The sequence below is a fragment of the Arthrobacter sp. 10L424 genome, assembly GCF_056395325.1.
Window position 1 is genome coordinate 375,716 of sequence record NZ_JBFTJH010000002.1, and the last position, 20,467, is coordinate 396,182.

Annotated in this window: 18 protein-coding genes; 6 read left to right on the forward strand and 12 right to left on the reverse strand. The window is 67.7% G+C overall.

Annotated elements, in window-relative coordinates; genetic code table 11:
- The first annotated feature begins 16 nt into the window (after nt 1-16).
- Both AC1DC5_RS04915 and AC1DC5_RS04920 read left to right on the forward strand, forming a co-directional pair.
- On the forward strand, nt 17-700 hold the full coding sequence (locus AC1DC5_RS04915) for a TetR/AcrR family transcriptional regulator (protein ID WP_476864406.1): 684 nt from the start codon (nt 17-19) through the stop codon (nt 698-700).
- A 41-nt stretch (nt 701-741) separates the two neighbouring features.
- A complete protein-coding gene (locus tag AC1DC5_RS04920; RefSeq protein WP_441404824.1) occupies nt 742-1,185 on the forward strand; it encodes a hypothetical protein in 444 nt (147 codons plus the stop codon).
- Nucleotides 1,186-1,235: 50 nt separating this feature from the next.
- Here AC1DC5_RS04920 and AC1DC5_RS04925 read toward each other — a convergent pair whose 3' ends face one another.
- Nucleotides 1,236-2,393 carry a DUF6226 family protein gene (locus tag AC1DC5_RS04925; RefSeq protein ID WP_476864407.1) on the reverse strand — a complete coding sequence of 386 codons (1,158 nt, stop codon included), beginning with the start codon at nt 2,391-2,393 and terminating at the stop codon, nt 1,236-1,238.
- Nucleotides 2,394-2,466: 73 nt separating this feature from the next.
- On the opposite strand from AC1DC5_RS04925, the gene AC1DC5_RS04930 reads away from it, so the two are divergent.
- Nucleotides 2,467-2,883 (forward strand): SRPBCC family protein, encoded by a 417-nt coding sequence (locus tag AC1DC5_RS04930; protein ID WP_476864408.1) that lies wholly within the window; start codon nt 2,467-2,469, stop codon nt 2,881-2,883.
- Between the two features lie 241 nt (nt 2,884-3,124).
- Here AC1DC5_RS04930 and AC1DC5_RS04935 read toward each other — a convergent pair whose 3' ends face one another.
- From AC1DC5_RS04935 to AC1DC5_RS04945, 3 genes are all read right to left on the reverse strand, one after another.
- The gene (locus AC1DC5_RS04935; RefSeq protein ID WP_476864409.1) at nt 3,125-4,105 is read right to left on the reverse strand and encodes an aldo/keto reductase; all 981 of its coding nucleotides are present in this window, start codon (nt 4,103-4,105) and stop codon (nt 3,125-3,127) included.
- Nucleotides 4,106-4,273: 168 nt separating this feature from the next.
- Nucleotides 4,274-5,137 carry an SDR family oxidoreductase gene (locus tag AC1DC5_RS04940; protein ID WP_476864410.1) on the reverse strand — a complete coding sequence of 288 codons (864 nt, stop codon included), beginning with the start codon at nt 5,135-5,137 and terminating at the stop codon, nt 4,274-4,276.
- A complete protein-coding gene (locus AC1DC5_RS04945; protein ID WP_476864477.1) occupies nt 5,130-6,089 on the reverse strand; it encodes a helix-turn-helix domain-containing protein in 960 nt (319 codons plus the stop codon). Before AC1DC5_RS04945 ends, AC1DC5_RS04940 begins: the two co-directional genes overlap by 8 nt.
- A 235-nt stretch (nt 6,090-6,324) precedes the next feature.
- On the opposite strand from AC1DC5_RS04945, the gene AC1DC5_RS04950 reads away from it, so the two are divergent.
- Entirely contained in the window at nt 6,325-7,371 is a 1,047-nt protein-coding gene (locus AC1DC5_RS04950; RefSeq protein WP_476864411.1) for a hypothetical protein, read from the forward strand.
- Here the strand turns inward: AC1DC5_RS04950 and AC1DC5_RS04955 are convergent.
- The 3 genes from AC1DC5_RS04955 to AC1DC5_RS04965 all read right to left on the reverse strand — a co-directional run bounded on the left by AC1DC5_RS04955 (nt 7,356) and on the right by AC1DC5_RS04965 (nt 11,379).
- On the reverse strand, nt 7,356-9,761 hold the full coding sequence (locus tag AC1DC5_RS04955) for an ATP-binding cassette domain-containing protein (RefSeq protein WP_476864412.1): 2,406 nt from the start codon (nt 9,759-9,761) through the stop codon (nt 7,356-7,358). The genes AC1DC5_RS04950 and AC1DC5_RS04955 overlap by 16 nt on opposite strands.
- Nucleotides 9,762-9,822: 61 nt before the next feature.
- Complete coding sequence (locus AC1DC5_RS04960) at nt 9,823-10,212, reverse strand: DUF7793 family protein (protein WP_441404816.1); 390 nt, start codon at nt 10,210-10,212, stop codon at nt 9,823-9,825.
- 126 nt (nt 10,213-10,338) lie between these two features.
- On the reverse strand, nt 10,339-11,379 hold the full coding sequence (locus tag AC1DC5_RS04965) for an NAD(P)-dependent alcohol dehydrogenase (RefSeq protein ID WP_476864413.1): 1,041 nt from the start codon (nt 11,377-11,379) through the stop codon (nt 10,339-10,341).
- A gap of 190 nt (nt 11,380-11,569) precedes the next feature.
- Here AC1DC5_RS04965 and AC1DC5_RS04970 point away from each other — a divergent pair, with 190 nt between their 5' ends.
- Nucleotides 11,570-12,439 carry a helix-turn-helix transcriptional regulator gene (locus AC1DC5_RS04970; protein ID WP_476864414.1) on the forward strand — a complete coding sequence of 290 codons (870 nt, stop codon included), beginning with the start codon at nt 11,570-11,572 and terminating at the stop codon, nt 12,437-12,439.
- Here AC1DC5_RS04970 and AC1DC5_RS04975 read toward each other — a convergent pair.
- Nucleotides 12,436-13,572: an acyl-CoA dehydrogenase family protein gene (locus AC1DC5_RS04975; RefSeq protein ID WP_476864415.1), complete on the reverse strand. Its 1,137-nt coding sequence runs from the start codon at nt 13,570-13,572 to the stop codon at nt 12,436-12,438. The two genes, AC1DC5_RS04970 and AC1DC5_RS04975, sit on opposite strands and share 4 nt — an antisense overlap.
- A gap of 381 nt (nt 13,573-13,953) precedes the next feature.
- Between AC1DC5_RS04975 and AC1DC5_RS04980 the strand changes: the two genes are divergently transcribed.
- Entirely contained in the window at nt 13,954-14,673 is a 720-nt protein-coding gene (locus AC1DC5_RS04980; RefSeq protein ID WP_476864416.1) for an SDR family NAD(P)-dependent oxidoreductase, read from the forward strand.
- A gap of 107 nt (nt 14,674-14,780) precedes the next feature.
- On the opposite strand, the gene AC1DC5_RS04985 is transcribed toward AC1DC5_RS04980, so the two are convergent.
- The 4 genes from AC1DC5_RS04985 to AC1DC5_RS05000 all read right to left on the reverse strand — a co-directional run bounded on the left by AC1DC5_RS04985 (nt 14,781) and on the right by AC1DC5_RS05000 (nt 20,446).
- Nucleotides 14,781-16,541, reverse strand: a complete 1,761-nt coding sequence (locus tag AC1DC5_RS04985; protein WP_476864417.1) for an acetyl/propionyl/methylcrotonyl-CoA carboxylase subunit alpha — start codon at nt 16,539-16,541, stop codon at nt 14,781-14,783.
- Nucleotides 16,541-18,211, reverse strand: a complete 1,671-nt coding sequence (locus AC1DC5_RS04990; protein ID WP_476864418.1) for a 5-oxoprolinase subunit B/C family protein — start codon at nt 18,209-18,211, stop codon at nt 16,541-16,543. The genes AC1DC5_RS04985 and AC1DC5_RS04990 overlap by 1 nt, the downstream gene beginning before the upstream one ends.
- A gap of 46 nt (nt 18,212-18,257) precedes the next feature.
- Entirely contained in the window at nt 18,258-19,595 is a 1,338-nt protein-coding gene (locus AC1DC5_RS04995; RefSeq protein ID WP_441404809.1) for an MFS transporter, read from the reverse strand.
- Nucleotides 19,596-19,687: 92 nt separating this feature from the next.
- Complete coding sequence (locus AC1DC5_RS05000) at nt 19,688-20,446, reverse strand: LamB/YcsF family protein (RefSeq protein WP_476864419.1); 759 nt, start codon at nt 20,444-20,446, stop codon at nt 19,688-19,690.
- Between the last annotated feature and the right edge of the window lie 21 nt (nt 20,447-20,467).

Genomic DNA, 20,467 nt, shown 5'->3' on the forward strand with positions numbered 1-20,467 from the left:
AAACGTGGAGTGTGAAATGCTTGCAGGAACCAGCCCAAGCCGCCCCCGGCTGAGCCGGGAACTCGTGTTGCGCGGCGCCGTCGCGGTTGCCGACGCCGGCGGCATTGGAGCGTTGACGATGCGGTCGCTCGCGGACGCCCTCGAGGTCAAGCCCATGTCCATCTACCACCACGTGGCCAACAAGGATGAGGTTCTCGACGGCATCGTTGACACCGTCTTCAGCGAGATCGACCTGCCGGTGATCGGCGGCGACTGGCACACTGAGATGCGACGGCGGGCCGCCTCCGCCCGCGAGGCGATGCGGCGCCACCCCTGGGCAATCGGCCTGGTCGAGACGCGGACAAGCCCCGGCCCGGCAACGCTGAAACACCACGACGCCGTCATTGGCACCCTGCGTGCGGCGGGCTTCTCAGTGGAGATGACCGCCCACGCCTACGCGGTGATCGACGCCTACGTATACGGGTTCGCCCTCTCCGAGGCCACACTGCCCGTCAACGGCCCGGAACCCCTGGCCGAGGTTGCCGAGCGCATGATGAGCCACTATTCCTCCGGGGACTACCCCCACCTCGCCGAATTCTCGATCGAGCATGTGATGAAACCCGGCTACGACTACGGCGCGGAGTTCGAGTTTGGGCTGGACCTGGTCCTGGACGGCCTCGCACGGTCGATGCAGCACACTGCGGGCACCCGCAACACCTGACCCGAGTTGCTGACGCCGCAATCGTCGAGAAGACTGCAAGCATGACGCCAGGGGGAGACGCGAAAATCGTGCAGTTCCGGACCTATATGCCCCTGCGGTACCGTGCGGCGCTGGCCGGCATTGGTGTTGCTACGGTGGCCGTTCTGTTGCTCGCGGGACAGATGCCGCTGCTGGCGGTGTTTGTGGCGGCGGTTTTCATGGCGGCCATGACGATGTCCGTCCGGGTTCAACTCGACGACGTCGGCCTGTCCATCCGCGTCGCCGGCCTGTTCTCAACCACGGTCCCCTACGGGGAGATCACTGCCGTCTCCGCCGGGCCCATCACCGGATTTCTCCAGGGGATGGGTTTGCGTATTCTCCCAGGCGGCGGCACCGGATACCTCGTTGGCGGCCCGACCGTGCGCATTCAATGCAGCAACACCACCGTGCTCGTCTCATGTGCCGACACTCAACGGCTGGTCACGGGCATCGGCGCCCGGATTTGACTGAAACCGGTGGCCCGGGGGTCGGGACCGGCCCGGCCGAGCCGTCGTTTTCAGTGCCCGCGCAGCGGCCAGGGACTCCATCCCCCGGCTACTTCCCGCAGCCGGATCTCGGCGTCGTGAAGACGGGCGGCGGCGGCCGGGACGGGTTCACCTTGGCCGCTTTCCGAGCCGGAACCGTCGAACGCGTTCAGGGCGTATTCGCTCCAGCGTTTGCGGCCCACCGGGTAGCGTTCGCGGTATCCGCCGGCGGCGACCGAAAGTACCAGGAGCTCCAGCCGGTCCGCTGTTGTCTCGGCCGTTTCGTCGCAGGCGTCGCAGCCGCATACCGGAAACGGGAAGTCGTGCAGCACCCCGGCGTGCACCGCCACGCCCGGATACCCGGTCAGCACAAACGTCAGTGGCGCTGCTCCGGAACGCCGCGGCGTGACCTTGACTGACTCCAGCACGTCCTTGACGTCCAGCAGCATTTCCGCGGCATGCACCGGACTCTCGTCCACGTCGACGTCGTAAACGTCCCTGAGATGGTCGATCAGGGCACGGGCGACGGTGTGGAGCCCGGCGAAACGCTCGGGGTGGCTGTCCACGCTGTAGGCATCGGGGTCGGGCCCGTCGTCGCCCCATTGCCGGCCGTACGGAATGGGTTCCCCCTCGGGCGAGTAATAGACCGTCGTCGGCAGGTGCGGCCGGACATAGCGGGGCTGTCCGGCCGCCGGGGCCACCGGGATCGGCTGCGCTGCAGGGGCCTCATCCAGCTCTTCCTGGGCCCAGTCCGCCAGCATGGAAACGAGGCCTCGAATCGATTCGTCGTCGGCGCTGCGCAGGACGTCGAGCAGGCGATCAACCTCGAACTGCCTCACCACGTTCCCCACCGTGGGCGAAGCCCCTTCGTAGGCGGTCCACCGCGCGTCCGGCCTCAGCCCGGCGATGGTGTTCCCGGCGAATATGGCCGCCGCGGCGCCGAGCGCGCCGTCGTCCGCAAGCTGGGAGCCGTGCGTCCGCAGGAACCAGATGAGCCGTTCAGGGTCCGCGGCCAGCTCGCTGGCCCGCACGCCGTTGCGGTCACAGAATTCGATGAACCGGGCGTAGCCGACCACATGCCTGACGGCCGCCGTCGGGCCCTTCGCTGACCGGTACAGCGCCCTGCCGCGTGCCACCGCATCCGGCAGCCCGCCCGGCGTCCCTTCAAACAAATCCTCCGTCGTCCCCATAGGGCGATCCTAGCCCGGGGGCTGGCATACTCGGACGATGGCGGTCTACTTCGAATGCACAACGCGGACAAGCATGCCCAAGCCGGAATTGTTTGACCTTGCCCGCAGCATCGACGCCCACAAGGACTCGATGGCGCGCTCACGGGAAGACGCCGTCGCCGGCGTCAGGACCGGCCTGATCTCCCTGGGAGAAGAGGTGACCTGGCGGGCCTGGCACTTCGGGGTCCCGATCCGGATGACGAACCGGATCACACAGATGGAGGCTCCGGACTTTTTTGTCGACGAGCAGGTCAGGGGCCCGTTCCGGCGGTTCCGGCACGTCCATGAGTTCGGCGAGGATTCCGACGGGACCACCATGGTGGACCGGATCGAGTTCGTGGCCCCGTTCGGCCTGCTCGGGCGCGTGGCGGAGAAGCTGGTCCTGGCCCGCTATCTCCGGACGCTCATTGAGGCACGCAACCGGCACCTGGCCGCGGCTCCGCAGCGCTGACCGCGAGGACCCAGCGGATTGGGACCACCTGAGGCCGCCATCCCGGTGATCCGGGAGGGCTCGACCGGAGACGTGCAGGACTGAGAAGTCCGGCTCCCGTCCTGCACGACGGAGACTTTCCCTATTTGTTTCCGCGGCCTTCCGTGCCAGGGGATTCGGTGCGGAAGGTGAATGGAGGCCGATTTCGGGTCGTCGTCGTGAGGCGCTCAGCTGTCCACTTTCAGGCGCCGTTCCTTTCGGGTCAGCGGTCGATCGAGGCCATGTTGACCTCGTCGTGGCGTTCCCCGGCGGCGGGTCGGAGCGCGTCCAGCCGGTCCAGCTGGTCGCCGGTGAGTTCGATGCCGTCGGCCGCGGTGTTTTCTTCGACCCGGCTGACGCGGCGGGTGCCGGGGATCGGGCCAATGTCGTTCCCTTGGGTTAGCAGCCACGCGAGGGCGGTCTGCGCGGGAGTCGCGCCGATCTCGGCACCGATGGCCGTCACCTCGTCGACGATCGCGAGGTTGCGGCGGAAGTTCTCGCCTGTGAACCGCGGGTTGGTCTTGCGCCAGTCATCGTTGGCGAAGTCCTCGACGGAGCGGATCTGGCCGGTCAACAGGCCGTGACCGAGCGGCGAGTACGGGACGAAGCCGATGCCGAGTTCGCGCAGCAGCGGCAGGATCTCCGCCTCCACGTCGCGGGTCCACAGCGAGTACTCCGTCTGCAGCGCCGAGACCGGCTGCACGGCATGTGCCCGGCGGATCGTCTCCGGGGAAGCCTCGGACAGGCCGAAGTGCAGCACTTTGCCCTCGGTGATCAGGTCCGCGACCGCGCCGGCGGTCTCCTCGATCGGGGTGCCCCGGTCGATCCGGTGCTGGTAGTACAGGTCGATATGGTCGGTGCCGAGGCGCTTGAGGGAGCCCTCGACGGCGGCCTTCACGTTCGCCGCGCTGCTGTCGATCATGCCGGGGCCGCCGCCGGAATGGGAGACCAAGCCGAACTTCGTGGCGATCTTGACCTGGTCGCGGCGCCCCTTGATCGCCTGTCCGACGATCTCCTCACTCAGGAACGGCCCGTAGATCTCCGCGGTGTCGATGTGCGTGACCCCGAGATCGAGCGCGCGGTGGATGGTGCGGATCGACTCCGCGTTATCCAGGGCGCCCTCGCTGGTGTAAGTGCCGGCCATGGTCATGGCGCCGAGTCCGATGCGGGAGACTTCCAGGCCTCCGAGGCGTGCGTTCTTCATGTCTTTGTTTCCTTTCGGTGTGGTTCTCATGCTGGCGACGGCGGCTGGGCCCGTTTTTGGGCAGGCGCTAGCCATGTGCGTCCAATGGAAGTGTTGTAGGAGTTTCTTGAACGGGCTGACCGGCCGACGCCCCGGGCTCAGGGACGCGGCGGGCGCCGACAGGGAGGGTCAGGCGTCCTCGTGGGCGAGGTTGCTGGAGAGCTCGCGGTAGGCGCCGGCCTGCGCGTGGAGTTCCTTGGACTTGGTCTCGAAGACTCCGACGGCGCCGGCCCCGGCAGCGAAGCGCAACGGCGGTTCATCCAGCTTGGCCAGTTGGATGAGGGCGTCGGCAAGTTTTGCCGGGTTCCCGCCCTGCAGGCCGTTCATGCCCTTCCACGCAGTGACCGTCTGGCGGGTGCGCTCGGCGTAGTCCTCGATGGTGGATGCGGCGTAGCGTGTGGATTCCGGACTGAGCAGCTCGGTGCGGAAGAATCCCGGTTCCACGATCATGGTGCGGATGCCGAACGGCGCCACTTCCGGTGCCAGGGACTCGGCCCAGCCCTCCACGCCGAATTTTGACGCGGCGTAGGCGGTCAGGAACTCCCCGCCGGCGAGGCCGGCGGTCGAGGAGATGGTGACCAGGAGGCCTGAGCGCTGCGCACGCATGAACGGCAGGGCTGCGCGGGTGACGTTCATGGGCCCGAACAGGGTGGTTTCGATCTGTGTCCGGAAGTCCGCCGGGGTGATTTCTTCGAAGAACCCGGCGTAGAAGTTGCCGGCGTTGTTGACGAGGACGTCGATCCGGCCGAACCTGTCGACGGCGGCTCTGACGGCAGCTTCAGCCGCGGCGGGGTCGGTGACGTCCAGTTTCACGGCCAGCAGGTGCTCGGACTGGCCGATGGCCTGGGCGACCTTTTCCGGGTTGCGGCCGGCGGCGACCACCGCATGGCCGGCGGCCAGGGCCGCCTTGGCGATGTCGGTGCCCATACCGCGGCCAGCGCCGGTAATGAACCAGACCTTCTGTTCGGTCCTGGCGTTATCTTGTTCAGTCATGTTCTGTCTTTCCTGGGTTTGATGTTCCGGGCCGCGCGTGGGAGTGCAGATCCGGGGAAGTTTCGCTGATGGTTGTTTGTGGAGGCGACGCCGCCCAGCTGGCGAGGAATGCCAGCGCGTGTTCGGATGCGGAGCCTGGCTCAGAGGTGAAGGTGAACAGGGTCTGACCCTCATCGCCGGGAAGGTGAAGTGTCTCGAACTGCAGCGACAAGTCCCCCGCTACCGGATGATGGAAGCGCTTGGTTCCCGTGGTGTGGATCCGCACGTCGTGGCCTGCCCACAGCGCGGCGAACAGCCCGCTGCGTGTTGTCAGCTCGCCGACGAGCTCGTTCAGGGCCCGATCGTGGGGGTTCCTGCCCGCTTCCGAGCGCAGCATGGCCACCGTGGTGGCGGCGACTGCTGGCCAATCGGGGTAGAAGTCCCCGGCGCCCGGATCCAGGAATAGATAGCGTGCCTGGTTCGGTAGCTGGGCCGGAGCCTCCGGACCAGCAGCTGCTGCGGACTCGAATACTGGCCCATACAGCGCGCGGCCCAAGGGGTTGGCGGCCAGTACGTCCGAACGTCCGTTCTGCACCATGGCGACCGCTCCGGTCATCCCGTCCAGCAAACGCAATACTCCGGGACGGACCCGCTGCTGTGGTGGCCGGCGCGCCGTACGCCGAGGCGGCGTGTTGACCGTCCTCGCGAGGTCCATCAAGTGCGTGCGCTCTGCTTCATCCAGCTGAAGGGCGGCGGCCACCGCTTCGAGCACAGCCTCCGAGACGCCGCGTATGCTGCCGCGTTCCAGCCGTGTGTAGTAATCCGCGCTCACCCCGGCGAGCTCCGCCACTTCCTCCCGGCGCAGCCCTGGAACGCGGCGCAACTCCCCGTAGCGGGGGATGCCGGCCTGCTCCGGGCTGATCTTCGCGCGCCGCGAGATCAGGAATTCACGGATTTCGTCTTTTCTGTCCACATCCACCACGTTACGCAGGCCGGTCCGACGGTGGCAGTGTCTATCAGACACCCCCAGCCGACAGGCAATGGTCAGGATCAAATGCCGTTCCCCACGTTGCAACGTGAATAAATCCACTCGGTATAGAATCTGATCTTCCAGCCTGCTTCTGCTATCCCGGCCCATTACGGGCCAGCCGTGGCCTGGGTCATCACCCAGGCATCCGCGCAATCCCCCCGCCACCGAAGGAGTTCCCGTGAGTGACCCCCACGACCAGATGGGCCGCCACCGTCCCCGCACGGACGCGGATCTCCTCGCCGGCAGCAACGAACAACAGCGCAGCAGCCCCGCCGTGCGGGCGCCGCGACAACGGGCGCCCCGTCCGCCGGGCCCGCCTGCGCACGGGGCGGGCAGGGATGTCGCCGTTGCCCTTGCGATCGGGTTCGCGGCCGCGCTGTTGGGACTGGCGCCCTGGCTGATCACCGGCGCGCGGCTCCCGCTCCAGAACTTGTGGGGCACGCAGGTGCTGCCCGCCCAGATGCCCCTGGCACTCCTGCCGCTGAACCAGTACGAAAGCACAACGCTGGTGGCTCTCATGGTCACGGGCGGGGCGGCCGCCGGCTTCGCGGTCCGGTGCTGGTCCCCCGCGCGGCGGCTCCTGGCCACGTGGTGTGCGGCCGGGGCTGTGGCAGCAGTCCAAGTCGCCGCTGCGACTCAGGCGTTCATGGTGCTCGGCGGCGGCCTGGCGCCCGGGCAGCTGTCCAGCCTCTACCTGGCCGGCATGCTGGCCGGGGTGGCGGCCGCGATGGCTGCCGGGCTGGTGTCGCTGCTGCTGCTCGCCGCCAGATCTACGGCGCTGGCTGCCCTTGGCGTTGGCCTGGTGGCGGTGCCGGTGGTGTCCTGGCTGGCTGCCGGCGTCGGCGGGGTGGCCGGCGTCGGCAGCGTACCGGTGGTGTTGATCATGCTGTGGCGCTGGCTCCCGGCCGTGTTGGTGGGCGCTGCACTCGCCTGGTGCGGACTGCGCCCGCGGATCCGGGCCCTGGTGTGGCTGGCGGATCTGGCGTTGCTCTGGGTGGTGCCCGCGATCTTCTCAGCGGTCAGCAGCATGCTGGGTACGCGGGTGCTGGCGGGAGACCTGCCGGCGATGGCAGCGCTGGGCAAACAGGTTTTCACGGCGGCCCTCGGCCCCGCCGGCGGGGCGGGGCCGACCATACTGCTGGCGCTGGCGATCGCCGTGATCGGGACGGTCGTCCGGGAACAGACCCGGAGGAATCAGACCCGGAAGAGTCACCCGCCGACGTAGGCCGCGAGGTGCTCGCCGGTGAGGGTGGACCGGGCGGCGACCAGATCGGCCGGGGTGCCTTCGAAGACGACCCGGCCGCCGTCGTGCCCTGCGCCGGGACCCAGGTCGATGATCCAGTCGGCGTGCGCCATAACCGCCTGGTGGTGCTCGATCACAATGACGGATTTGCCGGACTCCACCAGGCGGTCGAGGAGGCCCAGCAGGTTCTGGACATCGGCGAGGTGCAGGCCGGTGGTGGGCTCGTCGAGGACGTAGACGTCACCCTTCTCCGCCATCTGGGTGGCCAGCTTGACGCGCTGCCGTTCGCCGCCGGAGAGTGTGGTGAGCGGCTGGCCGAGGGTGAGGTAGCCAAGCCCGACGTCCACCAGCCGGTCGAGGATCTTGTGCGCCGCCGGCGTCTTCGCCTCGCCGGCACCGAAGAAGTCCTCGGCCTCGGTCATAGACATGGCCAGCACTTCGGCGATGTTGCGGCCGCCCAGCTTGTACTCCAGGACTGACGCCTGGAACCTCTTGCCCTCGCAGTCCTCGCACGTGGACTCGACGGTGGCCATCACGCCCAGTTCGGTGAAGATGACGCCGGCACCGTTGCAGGTGGGGCAGGCGCCTTCCGAGTTGGAGCTGAACAGCGCCGGCTTCACGCCGTTGGCCTTGGCAAACGCCTTCCGGATCGGCTCAAGCAGGCCCGTGTAGGTCGCCGGGTTGCTGCGCCGGGACCCCTTGATGGCGCCCTGGTCGATCACCACAACACCCTCGCGGCCGGCCACCGAGCCCTGGATCAGGGAGCTTTTTCCCGAACCTGCGACACCCGTGACCACGCACAGCACACCAAGCGGAACGTCGACGTCGACGTCCTTCAGGTTGTGCGTCGAGGCGCCCCGCACCTCCATCGCCCCGGAAGGCTTCCGCACGGAGCCCCTGACCTTGGCCCGGTCATCGAGGTGGCGGCCGGTGATGGTGTCACTTGCCCGCAGCCCCTCCACACTTCCCTCGAAGCAGACGCGGCCGCCCTCGGTGCCCGCGCCGGGGCCGAGGTCAACGACGTGGTCAGCGATGGCGATGGTCTCCGGCTTGTGCTCGACGACGAGCACGGTGTTGCCCTTGTCGCGCAGCTGCAGCAGCAACTGGTTCATCCGCTCGATGTCGTGCGGGTGCAGGCCGATCGTCGGCTCGTCAAAGACGTAGGTGATGTCCGTCAGGGACGAGCCCAGGTGCCGGATCATCTTGGTGCGCTGGGCCTCTCCCCCGGACAACGTGCCCGCCGGCCGGTCCAGCGAGAGGTACCCCAGCCCGATTTCGGCGAACGAGTCGAGCAGGTGCTGCAGGCCCTTCAGGAGCGGCGCGACCGAGGGCTCCTTGAGTTCTCGGACCCACGCGGCCAGGTCGCTGATCTGCATCTCGCACAGGTCGGCGATGTTCTTGCCCTGGATTTTCGAGGACCTGGCCTCGGGGCTGAGCCGCGTGCCGCCGCATTCGGGGCAGGCCTGGAAGGTGATGGCCCGTTCCACGAAGGCCCGGATGTGGGGCTGCATCGCGTCGACGTCCTTGGAGAGCATCGACTTCTGGATCTTCGGGATCAATCCCTCGTAGGTGAGATTGATGCCCTCGACCTTGATCTTGGTCGGTTCCTTGTAGAGAAGGTCGTGCATTTCCTTCTTGGTGTACTTGGCGATCGGCTTGTCCATGTTGAATCCGGCACCGCTGAAGATGCGGCCGTACCAGCCGTCCATGCTGTAGCCGGGGACCGTGAGGGCACCCTCGGCCAGCGACTTGGTCTCGTCGTAGAGCGCGGTGAGGTCAAAGTCGGAGACCGATCCCATGCCCTCGCAGCGCGGACACATGCCGCCCAGGTAGACGGCGTTCTGCACAACGCTCTTCTCGACCCTGCCGCCGGCTTTTTCGGTGCTCATCACACCGCTGGCCTTCCGCGTCGGGACGTTGAAGGAGAACGCTGTGGGCGGGCCCACGTGCGGCGATCCCAGCCGGCTGAAGAGGATCCGGAGCATAGCGTTGGCGTCGGTGGCCGTGCCCACCGTGGAGCGGGGGTTCGCGCCCATCCGCTCCTGGTCGACGATGATCGCCGTCGTCAGCCCCTCGAGAAAGTCGACGTCGGGCCGTGACAGGCTGGGCATAAACCCCTGCACAAAGGCGCTGTAGGTCTCGTTGATCATCCGCTGCGACTCGGCGGCGATGGTGGCGAACACCAGCGAGCTCTTGCCCGAGCCGGACACGCCCGTGAACACCGTAAGGCGACGCTTCGGGATCTCGATGCTGATGTCCTTGAGGTTGTTCTCGCGGGCGCCCTGCACCCGGAGCAAACCGTGGCTGTCCGCCACGTGCGGTGCGGCCGACTGCGTTTCCGACTGTGCATCCGACGTCGTAGACATACTCATCGTGTCTCCATCTCTCGGGCACGCTGCCTCTGATGCCCCTGACGGTCATGCTAGCAGCGGTTCATTGACCCCGCGGCTCCAAATTGGAGATGTCCGTCAGCCAGATCAGGGCGGCGCTCCTGGAGGTAAAGAACGCGTGCGGGTAGTGGGTGTGGCGGCTCATGGCGGCCGCGATGACCCGGTCCACGGCGTTGGATCCAAGGACGGCGATCGCGATCACGCCGGTCGTCCGGGCGAACTCGTACCGGGCCGCCGCGGTGATCTCCACATCGGTCATTTCCGAGAGCATCGGCATTGGGGTTCCGCCGCTGATTCGCTCCACGGCCAGCATGGCGTCCCTGGCGTCCTCGACGTCGACCAACGAACCAGGACGCCAGACGGATTCAATGATTCCCGCGCGCACGCTCAGGGAATTCTTCCCTTCGGCGGCGACAGCTCGTTCAGGCATCATCGAGTTCATTGTAGGGCCTGAACTGGGACGACACCCGGCAGCGGACATCAAAAAAGGCCCTGCCGGTCTGAACTCTTGGTCCAGACCGGCGAGGCGCCTGTTCGCCGGAACTACAGTGCGGTGGAACTACAGCGTGGAAGTGTCAATAACGAAGCGGTACCGCACGTCGGAGGCGAGCACCCGCTCGTAGGCGTCGTTGATCTTCCCGGCCGGGATGACTTCGATCTCTGCGCCGAGCTTGTGCTCGGCGCAGAAGTCGAGCATTTCCTGCGTTTCGCGGATGCCGCCGATCATGGATCCGGCGAAGGACCGGCGTCCCATGATCAGGGCGAACGCATTCACCGGGAGCGGTTCCGCCGGGGCGCCCACGTTCACCAGGGCGCCGTCGAGGGTCAGCAGCTGAAGGTAGGAGCTGATGTCGATCGACGCGCTGACGGTGTTGATGATCAGGTCAAAAGTCCCGGCCAGGTCCGTGAAGGTGTTCTCGTCGCTGGTGGCGTAGTAGTGGTCCGCGCCGAGACGCAGGCCGTCCTCCTGCTTCTTCAGCGACTGCGAGAGGACCGAGACCTCGGCGCCCATGGCGTGGGCGATCTTGACGGCCATGTGTCCCAGCCCGCCGAGTCCGACGACGGCCACCTTCTTGCCGGGGCCGGCGCCCCAGTGCCGCAGCGGCGAGTAGGTGGTGATGCCGGCGCAGAGCAGCGGGGCGGCGACGTCGAGCTCGATGCCCTCCGGAATCCGCACGACGAAGTCCTCGGTCACCACCACGTGGGTGGTGTAGCCGCCCTGGGTAATGGTCCCGTCGCGGTCCACGGCGCCGTAGGTGCCCGTGTTCCCGGCGAGGCAGTACTGCTCTTCGCCCTTCAGGCAGTTGACGCACTCGCGGCAGGAGTTGACCATGCAGCCGACGCCGACGCGGTCGCCGACGGCGTGCCTGGTGACAGCCGAACCGACCTCGGTGACGATGCCGGCGATTTCGTGGCCCGGCGCCAGCGGGTAGGACTGCGGGCCCCAGTCGCCACGGACGGTGTGGATGTCCGAGTGGCAGATGCCGGCGAACTTGATGTCGATCAGAACGTCGTGCGGGCCAACGTCCCGGCGCTCGACTGTGGTGGAAACAAGGGGTTCCGTCGCGGAGGTGGCGGCGTAAGCGTTAACGGTAAGCATGGATCTCCTGCTTGTGGATGGTTTAGGGGTGGCCCCGGCGTCCGGCACGGGTCACGTGCGGCCTTCCGGCCCGGACGTCTTCGGGGGCACTACCCATCAAACACCACTGAGCTGTACGGAAGGGAGGCCCTGCTGTGAGGGGTACTGGCAGGGCCTCCCTTACGCCGCCGTACCCTCTACCGTTGAAGGTATGGACAACCAGAGCGAGACCCGGGACTTCCTGGCCACCAGGCGGGCGAAAATTACCCCGGAACAGGCGGGTCTCCCCGACTACGGCGGCAGCCGCCGGGTCCCCGGACTTCGCCGCGGCGAGGTTGCCATGCTCGCCGGGGTCAGTGTCGAGTATTACACCCGGCTGGAACGGGGAAACCTCTCCGGAGTGTCCGAGGGAGTGCTGGAGGCCCTCGCGGGTGCCTTGCAGCTGGATGAGGCGGAGCGGGCCCACCTGTTCGACTTGGCCCGGGCCGCCGGCGCCGGACGCAAGCCCCAGCGCCGCCGCGCCACCACCCACGCGGTCCGCGCGAGTGTCCAGCTCATGCTCGACGCGATCACCAACGCCCCGGCCTTCGTGCGCAACGGGCGCCTGGACGTCCTCGCAGCCAACCAGCTCGGCCGCGCCATGTACTCCGACATGTATGGCAGCCCCGCCCGCCCGGCCAACTTTGCGCGGTTCCTCTTCCTGGACGACCGCTCCCGCGGGTTCTACCCGGACTGGGAGCGTGCCGCGAATGACACGGTGGCGATCCTGCGCACCGAGGCCGGCCGCGACCCCTACGACCGCGGCCTCACCGACCTGGTGGGGGAACTGTCCACCCGCAGCGAGGAGTTCCGGACCCGGTGGGCGGCCCACAACGTGCGCCTGCACTACACCGGCCGCAAGCACCTCCGGCACCCTGCGGTGGGGGACCTCCACCTCATGTACGAGGCCCTGGATCTTCCGGCCGACGCCGGGCTGTCACTGCTGGTCTACACGGCCGAGCCCGGCTCTCCCACCGGGGACGCGCTGCGGCTGCTGGCCAGCTGGGCGGCGACCCGGCAGACGGAAACGCAGCAGGCCTAGGTGCCGGCCACGTTGCGTCCGATGATCAGGCGCATGATCTCGTTGCTGCCTTCGAGGATCTGGTGCACCCGCAGGTCCCGGGCGATCTTCTCCAGTCCATACTCGGAAAGGTAGCCGTAGCCCCCGTGGAGCTGGATGGCGCTGTTGGCGACGTTGAAGCCGGCATCAGTGGCGACCCTCTTGGCCATGGCGCAGAGCCTCACGGCGTCGGGCGCGCCGCGGTCCAGCGCGTCCGCTGCCCGCCAGAGCAGGGTCCGGGCGGTCACCAGCTCGGTTTCCATGTCTGCCAGCTGGAACAGCAGGGATTGCTGGTTGATTAGCGGTCCACCGAAGGCCTCGCGTTCCTTGAGGTAGGCTACCGACTTGTCCAGGGCAGTCTGGCCGCCGCCCAGGGAGCAGGCGCCCATATTGATGCGGCCACCGTTGAGCCCCTTCATCGCGATCCCAAAACCACTGCCTTCCTCGCCAAGGCGGTTGGCAACCGGAACCCGGACATTGTCGAAAATGACCTGGCGGGTCGGCTGGGCGTTCCACCCCATCTTTTTCTCGTTCGGACCGAACGACAGGCCCGGGGTTTCCGCCGGGACAACGATGGCCGTGATGCCGCGGTTTCCGGTGTCGGCGGTGCGGGCCATCACGATGTAGTGGCTCGATGACCCTGCCCCGGAGATGAACTGCTTGACGCCGTTCAGCACGTATTCTTCGCCGTCGCGCGCTGCCCTGGTGCTCAGCGCGGCAGCGTCGGAGCCGGCGCCGGGCTCGGTAAGGCAGTAGCTGCCCAGCGCTTCCATGGAGGAAAGCTGCGGCACCCACTGGGCGCGCTGCTCATCGTTGCCGAACGAGTCGATCATCCAGACCACCATGTTGTGGATGGAGATGTAGGCGGCGATCGTCGGATCGGCCTTGGCCAGTTCCTCGAAGATCAGCACCGCATCGCTGCGCGTTAGCCCGGAGCCGCCGAACTCCTCCTGAACATATATGCCGCCCATGCCCAGGGCGCCGGCTTCACGCAGCACGTCCACCGGGAAGTGCTTGGTCTCGTCCCATTTCGCGGCGTTGGGGGCCAGAGCCTCGTTGGCGAAGTCCCGCACCATCGCAACCAGCGACTGCTGGTCCTCGTTGAGTTCAAACATGCCCAGTCCTCCAAAGCGTAGATTTTGACTCAATGTAGTACGACGGGCCAATAATTACTAGGACTTCCTAGTATGTATTCTTCGCGGCCCCCTAAGGACCCGGCATGTCCCCAACCCCCTGCTACTTGCCGACCTTCCCGTGAAACAGCGACAGCCACAGGAACCAATTGCGACCATGAATGCCGTTGAGGCGGCGAGAATGCCCGGGGAATGGATCGCCTCGGCCAACTACCCGCGATGGCCGGCGGGCCGTGAGACGGCACACGTTTGGTTGACTTTTCAAGCATTAGTGGAAAACTAAATGCATACGCATATAGTTGCGCAGTGCGGAACACCGGCGGAACGGTGACCGTAGAAATCGCTCAGAGATTGGACTGACTCATGCAGCTCGAGAACAAGGTCGCATTCATCACCGGCGGCGGATCGGGGCTCGGTCTCGCGACCGCAAAGAACTTCATCGCCGAAGGCGCGAAGGTCATGATCTTCGACTTCAACCCCAAGTCGCAGGAAGTTGCTGACGAGATCGGCGCGAAGTTTGTCCAGGGCGACGTCTCGAAGGCCGAGAGCGTGGAAGCCGCCGTCGCCAAGACGGTCGAGGAATTCGGCAGCGTGGACATTGCCGTCGCATCAGCGGGTGTCGGCGGCGAGGGCGACGTCGTCACCTCGACTGTCGAAAACTGGGAGCGCACCAACGGCATCGACTACTCGGGCGTGTTCTACACCAACAAGTACGTCATTGAGCAGCTCCTCAAACAGGGCAACGGCGGCGTCGTGGTAAACCTCGCTTCGATGTTCGGCCTCGTGGCCGTCTCGAACAACATCGCCTACTCGGCGTCGAAGGGCGGCGTCGTGAACATGACCCGCGCCGCCGGGACGATGTACGCGAAGGAGGGCATCCGTGTGAACGCGGTGGCCCCGGGCGTCATCCGCACCCCGCTCATCGACGAGCCGACCCTTGAACAATACGCAAAACTGCACCCGGCCGGTCGCGTCGGCGAGGCGCAGGAAGTCGCCGACCTCATCACGTTCCTGGCGAGCGACAAGGCGAAGTTCATCACCGGCGCAACCATTCCGATCGACGGCGGCTACACGGCCGTCTAGCCGGAAACCTGCAGCACCCGAGGTGCGCCCCCTCCATCCGAGGGGGCGCACCTCGTTCCCGGGGAGATCATCAGCACGATCGCCCGCGACAACGCACCCGGCAGCTACTACCCAATCAGGGCCAGCACCGCGCCAGCAGTAACGACGCCGCCGGCTTCCGTGCGGACGTCCGTCAAAGTCCCAGCGCGGTGCGCTGAGATCTGGGTTTCCATCTTCATCGCCTCAAGGACGACGACGGGGTCCCCCGCCGAGACCTCGGTGCCTGGTTCGACGAGCCACTTCACAACCGTGCCTGCCATGTCAGCCCGCAACTCGCCGTCGTCAGCACCGGCAGCGCCGCCGTCGGACGCTGCATCAACGGACACTCCCGCGGGGAGGGGGCCGCCCGAGCGGGCCCAACCGTCCAGCAGATCAGCCGGCAGGCCCACCGCCATCCGGCGGCCGTCCACCTCGACCGTGATAGTGCGACGTTCGCCGTCGGGCGCGGTGTTGCTGTAGCCGGGATCGGCGGAGATGGAGACAGTTTCCGCGAAGTCCGTTTCGATCCAGCGGGTGTGGATGCCCAGGCCGGTTTCGGACGTGAAGTCCGGGGACTCGAGCACGGCACGGTGGAACGGCAGCACGGTTGCCAACCCGGTGATGCTGATTTCGGCGAGGGCGCGGCGGGCGCGGCGCAGCGCCTGCTGCCGGTCGGCGCCGGTGACGATCAGCTTGGCCAGCAGCGAGTCGAACTGCGGCGGGACGAAGGAGCCGGAGCGGACCCCGGTGTCCAGCCGGATGCCGGGTCCGGTGGGGCCGGAGAACTCCTCAACGGTACCGGGAGAGGGCAGGAAGCCGCGCCCCACGTCCTCGGCGTTGAGCCGGAACTCGAAGGAGTGCCCGCGCGGTGCCGGGTCTTCTGTGATGCGCAGCCGCTCCCCTGCTGCGATGCGGAACTGCTCCTGCACCAGGTCGATCCCGGTGGTTTCCTCGGTGATGGGGTGCTCCACCTGAAGCCGGGTGTTTACTTCGAGGAACGCCACAGTGCCGTCCGCTGCGACCAGGAATTCCACCGTGCCAGCGCCGGAGTAGCCGGCCTCGCGGCAGACGGCCTTGGCCGCGACGTAGATCTGGCGGGTCTGCTCTTCGGTGAGGAACGGCGCGGGTGCCTCCTCCACGAGCTTCTGGTGCCGGCGCTGGAGCGAGCAGTCACGCGTCCCGACGACGACGACGTTGCCGTGCGCATCCGCGAGGACCTGCGCCTCGACGTGGCGCGGCCGGTCGAGGTAGCGCTCCACGAAGCATTCCCCGCGGCCGAAGGCGGCGATGGCCTCCCGGACGGCGGAGTCGAAGGCTTCCTCGACCTGGTCCAGGGCGCGGACCACCTTCATGCCGCGGCCGCCGCCGCCGAAGGCCGCCTTGACGGCGATCGGCAGGCCGTGCTGTTCCGCGAAGGCCCGTGCCTCGGCGGCTGACTCCACCGGGCCGTCGCTGCCTGCGACCAGCGGTGCGCCGGCGCGGACGGCGGTTTCCCGGGCGGTGATTTTGTTGCCCAGCAGGCGGATGGCGTCCGGCGTCGGGCCGATCCAGGTGAGACCGGCGTCGAGGACGGCCTGGGCGAATTCGGCGTTCTCGGACAGGAAGCCGTAGCCGGGGTGGAGTGCGTCGGCGCCCGATTCGGCCGCGGCGGCGAGCAGCTTGGGGATGTTCAGGTAGGTGTCCGCGGGCGAGTTGCCGCCCAGCGCGTAGGCCTCGTCTGCGGCAGATACGTGCAGGGCGTCCGCGTCGATGTCCGCGTACACGGCGACGGATGCCAGTTGCGCGTCGTCGCAGGCACGGGCGATCCGGACGGCGATTTCTCCGCGGTTGGCGATCAGGACCTTGCGCATCAGTTACTCGCTTTTCGTTCGAAAGTGGTGTGTTCAGTGTTTGCGGAGGCCGCGTCTGTTTCAGCCGGGGCCCAGCGGAAGCGGATCTTGCCGCCGATCGGCACCTGGGCTGCGCGGTCCAGCTGGGAGTCGATCACCACGGCGATCACCGGGTAGCCGCCGGTGATCGGGTGATCGGCCAGGAACAGTACGGGGAGTCCTTCCGGCGGAACCTGCAGGGCGCCGGCGACGGTGCCCTCGCTGGCGAGTTCGCCCTGGCGGGTTCGCTGCAGCGGGGTTCCCTGCAGGCGCATGCCGACACGGTTGGACTGCGGCAACACGTCCCAGTCCTGGCCGCAGAAGGATGCCAGCGCCTCGGCGTCGAACCAGTCAGCGCGGGGGCCGGGAACGACGTCGAGCACAGTGACGCCGGCACCCGGGAAGTCCGGTTGTAGTTCGGGGTGCCCGACGACGCCGGACTCTGCCTCTCCACCGGCGGCGAAGAGTTGCCCGGCAGCAAGCGGCGCGGGGCCGATCCCGGACATGGTGTCCGTGGAGCGACTGCCGAGCACCTGGGCGGCGTCCACGCCGCCGCGGACGGCGAGGTAGCTGCGGAACCCGCTCCCCGGGGCACCGATGGTGAGGGTTTCGCCGTCGAGCAGGGCGAAGGGGGTTGCCATTGGGACGGTCCGCTGCCAGACCTCTCCGGAGTCGCCGCCTTCGGGGTCGACGTCGTACGGCGTCTCGATGGTCAGCTCCGCGGGTGCTCCGGCGACGGCGAGGACCTGGTCCCCGACGGCCTCCACCGAGAGTCCGCCGGCGACGGTCTCAACCGCGGCGGCCGACGGCGCGTTCCCGACGATGCGGTTGGCGCGGCGCAGCGAGGCCCGGTCCAGCGCACCGGCGGCGGAGACGCCCAGCCCGGAGTGGCCGTAGCGGCCGAGGTCCTGGATCAGGCTCTGCAGCCCCGGCGAGACAACCCGCAGGCCGGACGTGACCTCCAGAGCGTGTGCCGGGTGTTCCGGCGCCAGCGTCACCACGTCCCGGACGGCGCGGAACTGCACCCGGTGGCCCGGGGCGGCCAGTGCGGGCTGCTCCCGGTCCAGGTCCCACATCCTGGCGCCGGTCCGGCCGATCAGCTGCCAGCCGCCGGGCGAACGGCGCGGGTACACGGCCGAATAGTTCCCGGCCAGCGCCACCGAACCCGCAGGGACGGCGGTGCGGGGCGAGCTGCGCCGCGGCACCTCGAGGGCCTGGCTTTCCCCCACCATGTAGCCAAAGCCCGGGGCGAAGCCGGCGAAGGCCACGGTCCAGATCTGGCCGGTGTGGGCCTCGATCACGCCCTCGGCGCCGAGGCCGGTCAGCTCCCCCACTTCGGCGAGGTCCTCGCCGTCGTACACAGTGTCTATGACCACCAGCTCGCCGTCCCGCTGCACGGGGGCGGTGAGGTCGAGTTGGAGCAGGAGCGCGGCGAACCGCCGGGCGGCAGCCGACGAGTCCGCCGTGACCAGGACGGTCTCGGCCGCTGCGAGGACGTCCAGCTGGCCCGGCAGCGGGTTCTCGAGCAGCAGCGCCTGAAGTGCCAGCACGTCCTGGGTTCCGGAGAGCTCGGCGAGTACCGCGCGAGTTCCCACCGGCCGCACGGAGCGGACCTTGTGTACTGCCAGGGTTTCCCCCGCTGTCTCAATCATCAGCTGCCTTCATCGTTGCCGGTGCCTCGAATTGGATCCGCGCCGCTCAGGCGCGGGCTTCCTGCAGGAGGCGCTCTTCTTCGTCGGTATGCGGGTTGCGCCCGATGGCCAGCCCGATCACCGTCACGATCGAGGCGACCGCGAGGTAGCCGGCGATCAGGAACCAGTTGCCGCTGGCAGCGAAGAGGGCGGTGAAGACCAACGGTGCGATGGCGCCGCCGATCACGCCGGCCAGCGTGTAGGCCAGCGAGCTGCCGGCGTAGCGCAGCCGGGCCGGGAACTGTTCGGTGATGTAAGCAGCCTGGGGGCCGTACATGAAGGCGTGGAAGGCCAGCCCGATCACGATGCCGATGGTCAGCGTGAGGACCGACTTGTCCTGGATCATGACGAAGAACAGCGGGATGTACACGGCTGTTCCGACGGCTGCGATGCCGTAGACGAGGCGGCGGTTGACGCGGTCGGTGAGGGCGCCCGCCGCGGGGATCAGGACCAGCTGGAAGGCGGAGCCGATCAGGATGGCGGTCAGTACGTTGCTGGTGCTCATGCCCAGTTCCTTGGTGGCGTAGACGGCCATAAAGACGGTGAGCAGGGAGTACAGCACGTCCGGGCTGATGCGGGACAGGGCGGCGGACACGAGGGCGCGCGGCTCCTTGGTGAAGACCTCCTTGATGGGGGCCTTGGGCTGTTCGCCCTGGGCCTGGATGGCCTTGAAGACGGGGGTTTCCTCGAGCTTGAGCCGGATCAGCAGGCCGAAGCCCACCAACAGGGCCGAGGCGAGGAAGGCCACGCGCCAGCCCCAGGAGAGGAAGTCTTCGTTGCTGAGCGTCGCGGCGAGCACGGCCAGGACGCCGTTGGCCATCAGGTTGCCGGCGGGCGGGCCGATCTGCGCGGCGGAAGACCAGAAGCCGCGACGCTTGGCATCGCCGAATTCGCTCGAGAGCAGGACGGCACCGCCCCACTCGCCGCCGACGCCGATGCCCTGCGCCAGGCGCAGCAACACGAGGATGATGGGTGCGGCTATACCGATGGTGGCATAGCCCGGGAGCGCGCCGATCACCACCGTTGCGATGCCGATCAGCAGCAGGGTGGTCACGAGGACGTGCTTGCGGCCGATCTTGTCACCGAGCCGGCCGAAGATCACGCCGCCGATGGGACGGGCGAGGTAGCCCACCGCAAAGGTCGAGAAGGACAGCAGCAGCCCGACGTATTCGTCGTTGCCCGGGAAGAAGACCTTGGGAAACACCAGGGCCGAGGCCACGGAGTAGATCGCGAAGTCGTAGTACTCCAGCGAAGTGCCGGTGAGGCTCGCCACGTAGGCCTTGAGGGCACCGGGCGGCACCTTCCTCTTGCTGGCGGCCGGAGTGGCCTGGTGCGGTGCGGACATGATTTTCCTCCAGGGTGCGTGGTGCTGCCTGTGCTCGGGTGTTCGTACGGAAAGAGCCCGGTGTGGAGCCGGGTGTGAAGCGGTGGAGCTGCCTAGACGAACGCGGCGGTGGTGATGCCCGCGGCGGTGAGCGCCTTGCGGACGGCCGCGGCCATGGTGACGGCTCCCGGGGAGTCCCCGTGGACGCAGATGCTTTCGGCGCTGATCTTCAGGATGGAGCCGTCGATGGTGCGGACGGCGGAATCGGTGGCCATCCGGAGGACATGCTCAGTGACGAGAGCGGGGTCCTCCAGCACGGCTCCGGGGAGCGTACGGGATACGAGGGTGCCGTCCGGGTTGTAGGCGCGGTCGGCGAAGGCTTCGGGGACCGCGCGGAGGCCGGCGGCCTCGGCGCGGCGCAACACTTCAGAGCCCGGCAGGCCCATGATCGGCAGGTTCGGGTCCACTGACTTCACGGCGTCGACGACGGCCTGCGCCTGGGCGGTATGCGACACGATCGCGTTGTAGAGGCCGCCGTGCGGCTTCACGTACCGGACCGCGCCGCCCTCTACGGCGGCCAGTGCCTGCAGCGCGCCGATCTGGTAGACGACGTCGTCGGCCAGTTCTTTCGGATCGATGTCCAGGAAGCGGCGGCCAAAGCCGGCGAGGTCGCGGTAGCCGACGTGGGCGCCGATCACGACGTTGGCGCCCACTGCCTCCCGGCAGGTCTGGCGGATGACGCTGGGGTCTCCCGCGTGGAATCCGCAAGCCACGTTTGCGCTGGACACCGAACGGAACATCGCTGTGTCGTCACCCAAGGTCCAGCGTCCGAAGGACTCGCCGACGTCGCTGTTCAGGTCAATGGTTGCCATTTGTGATCCTCGTCTCATGAT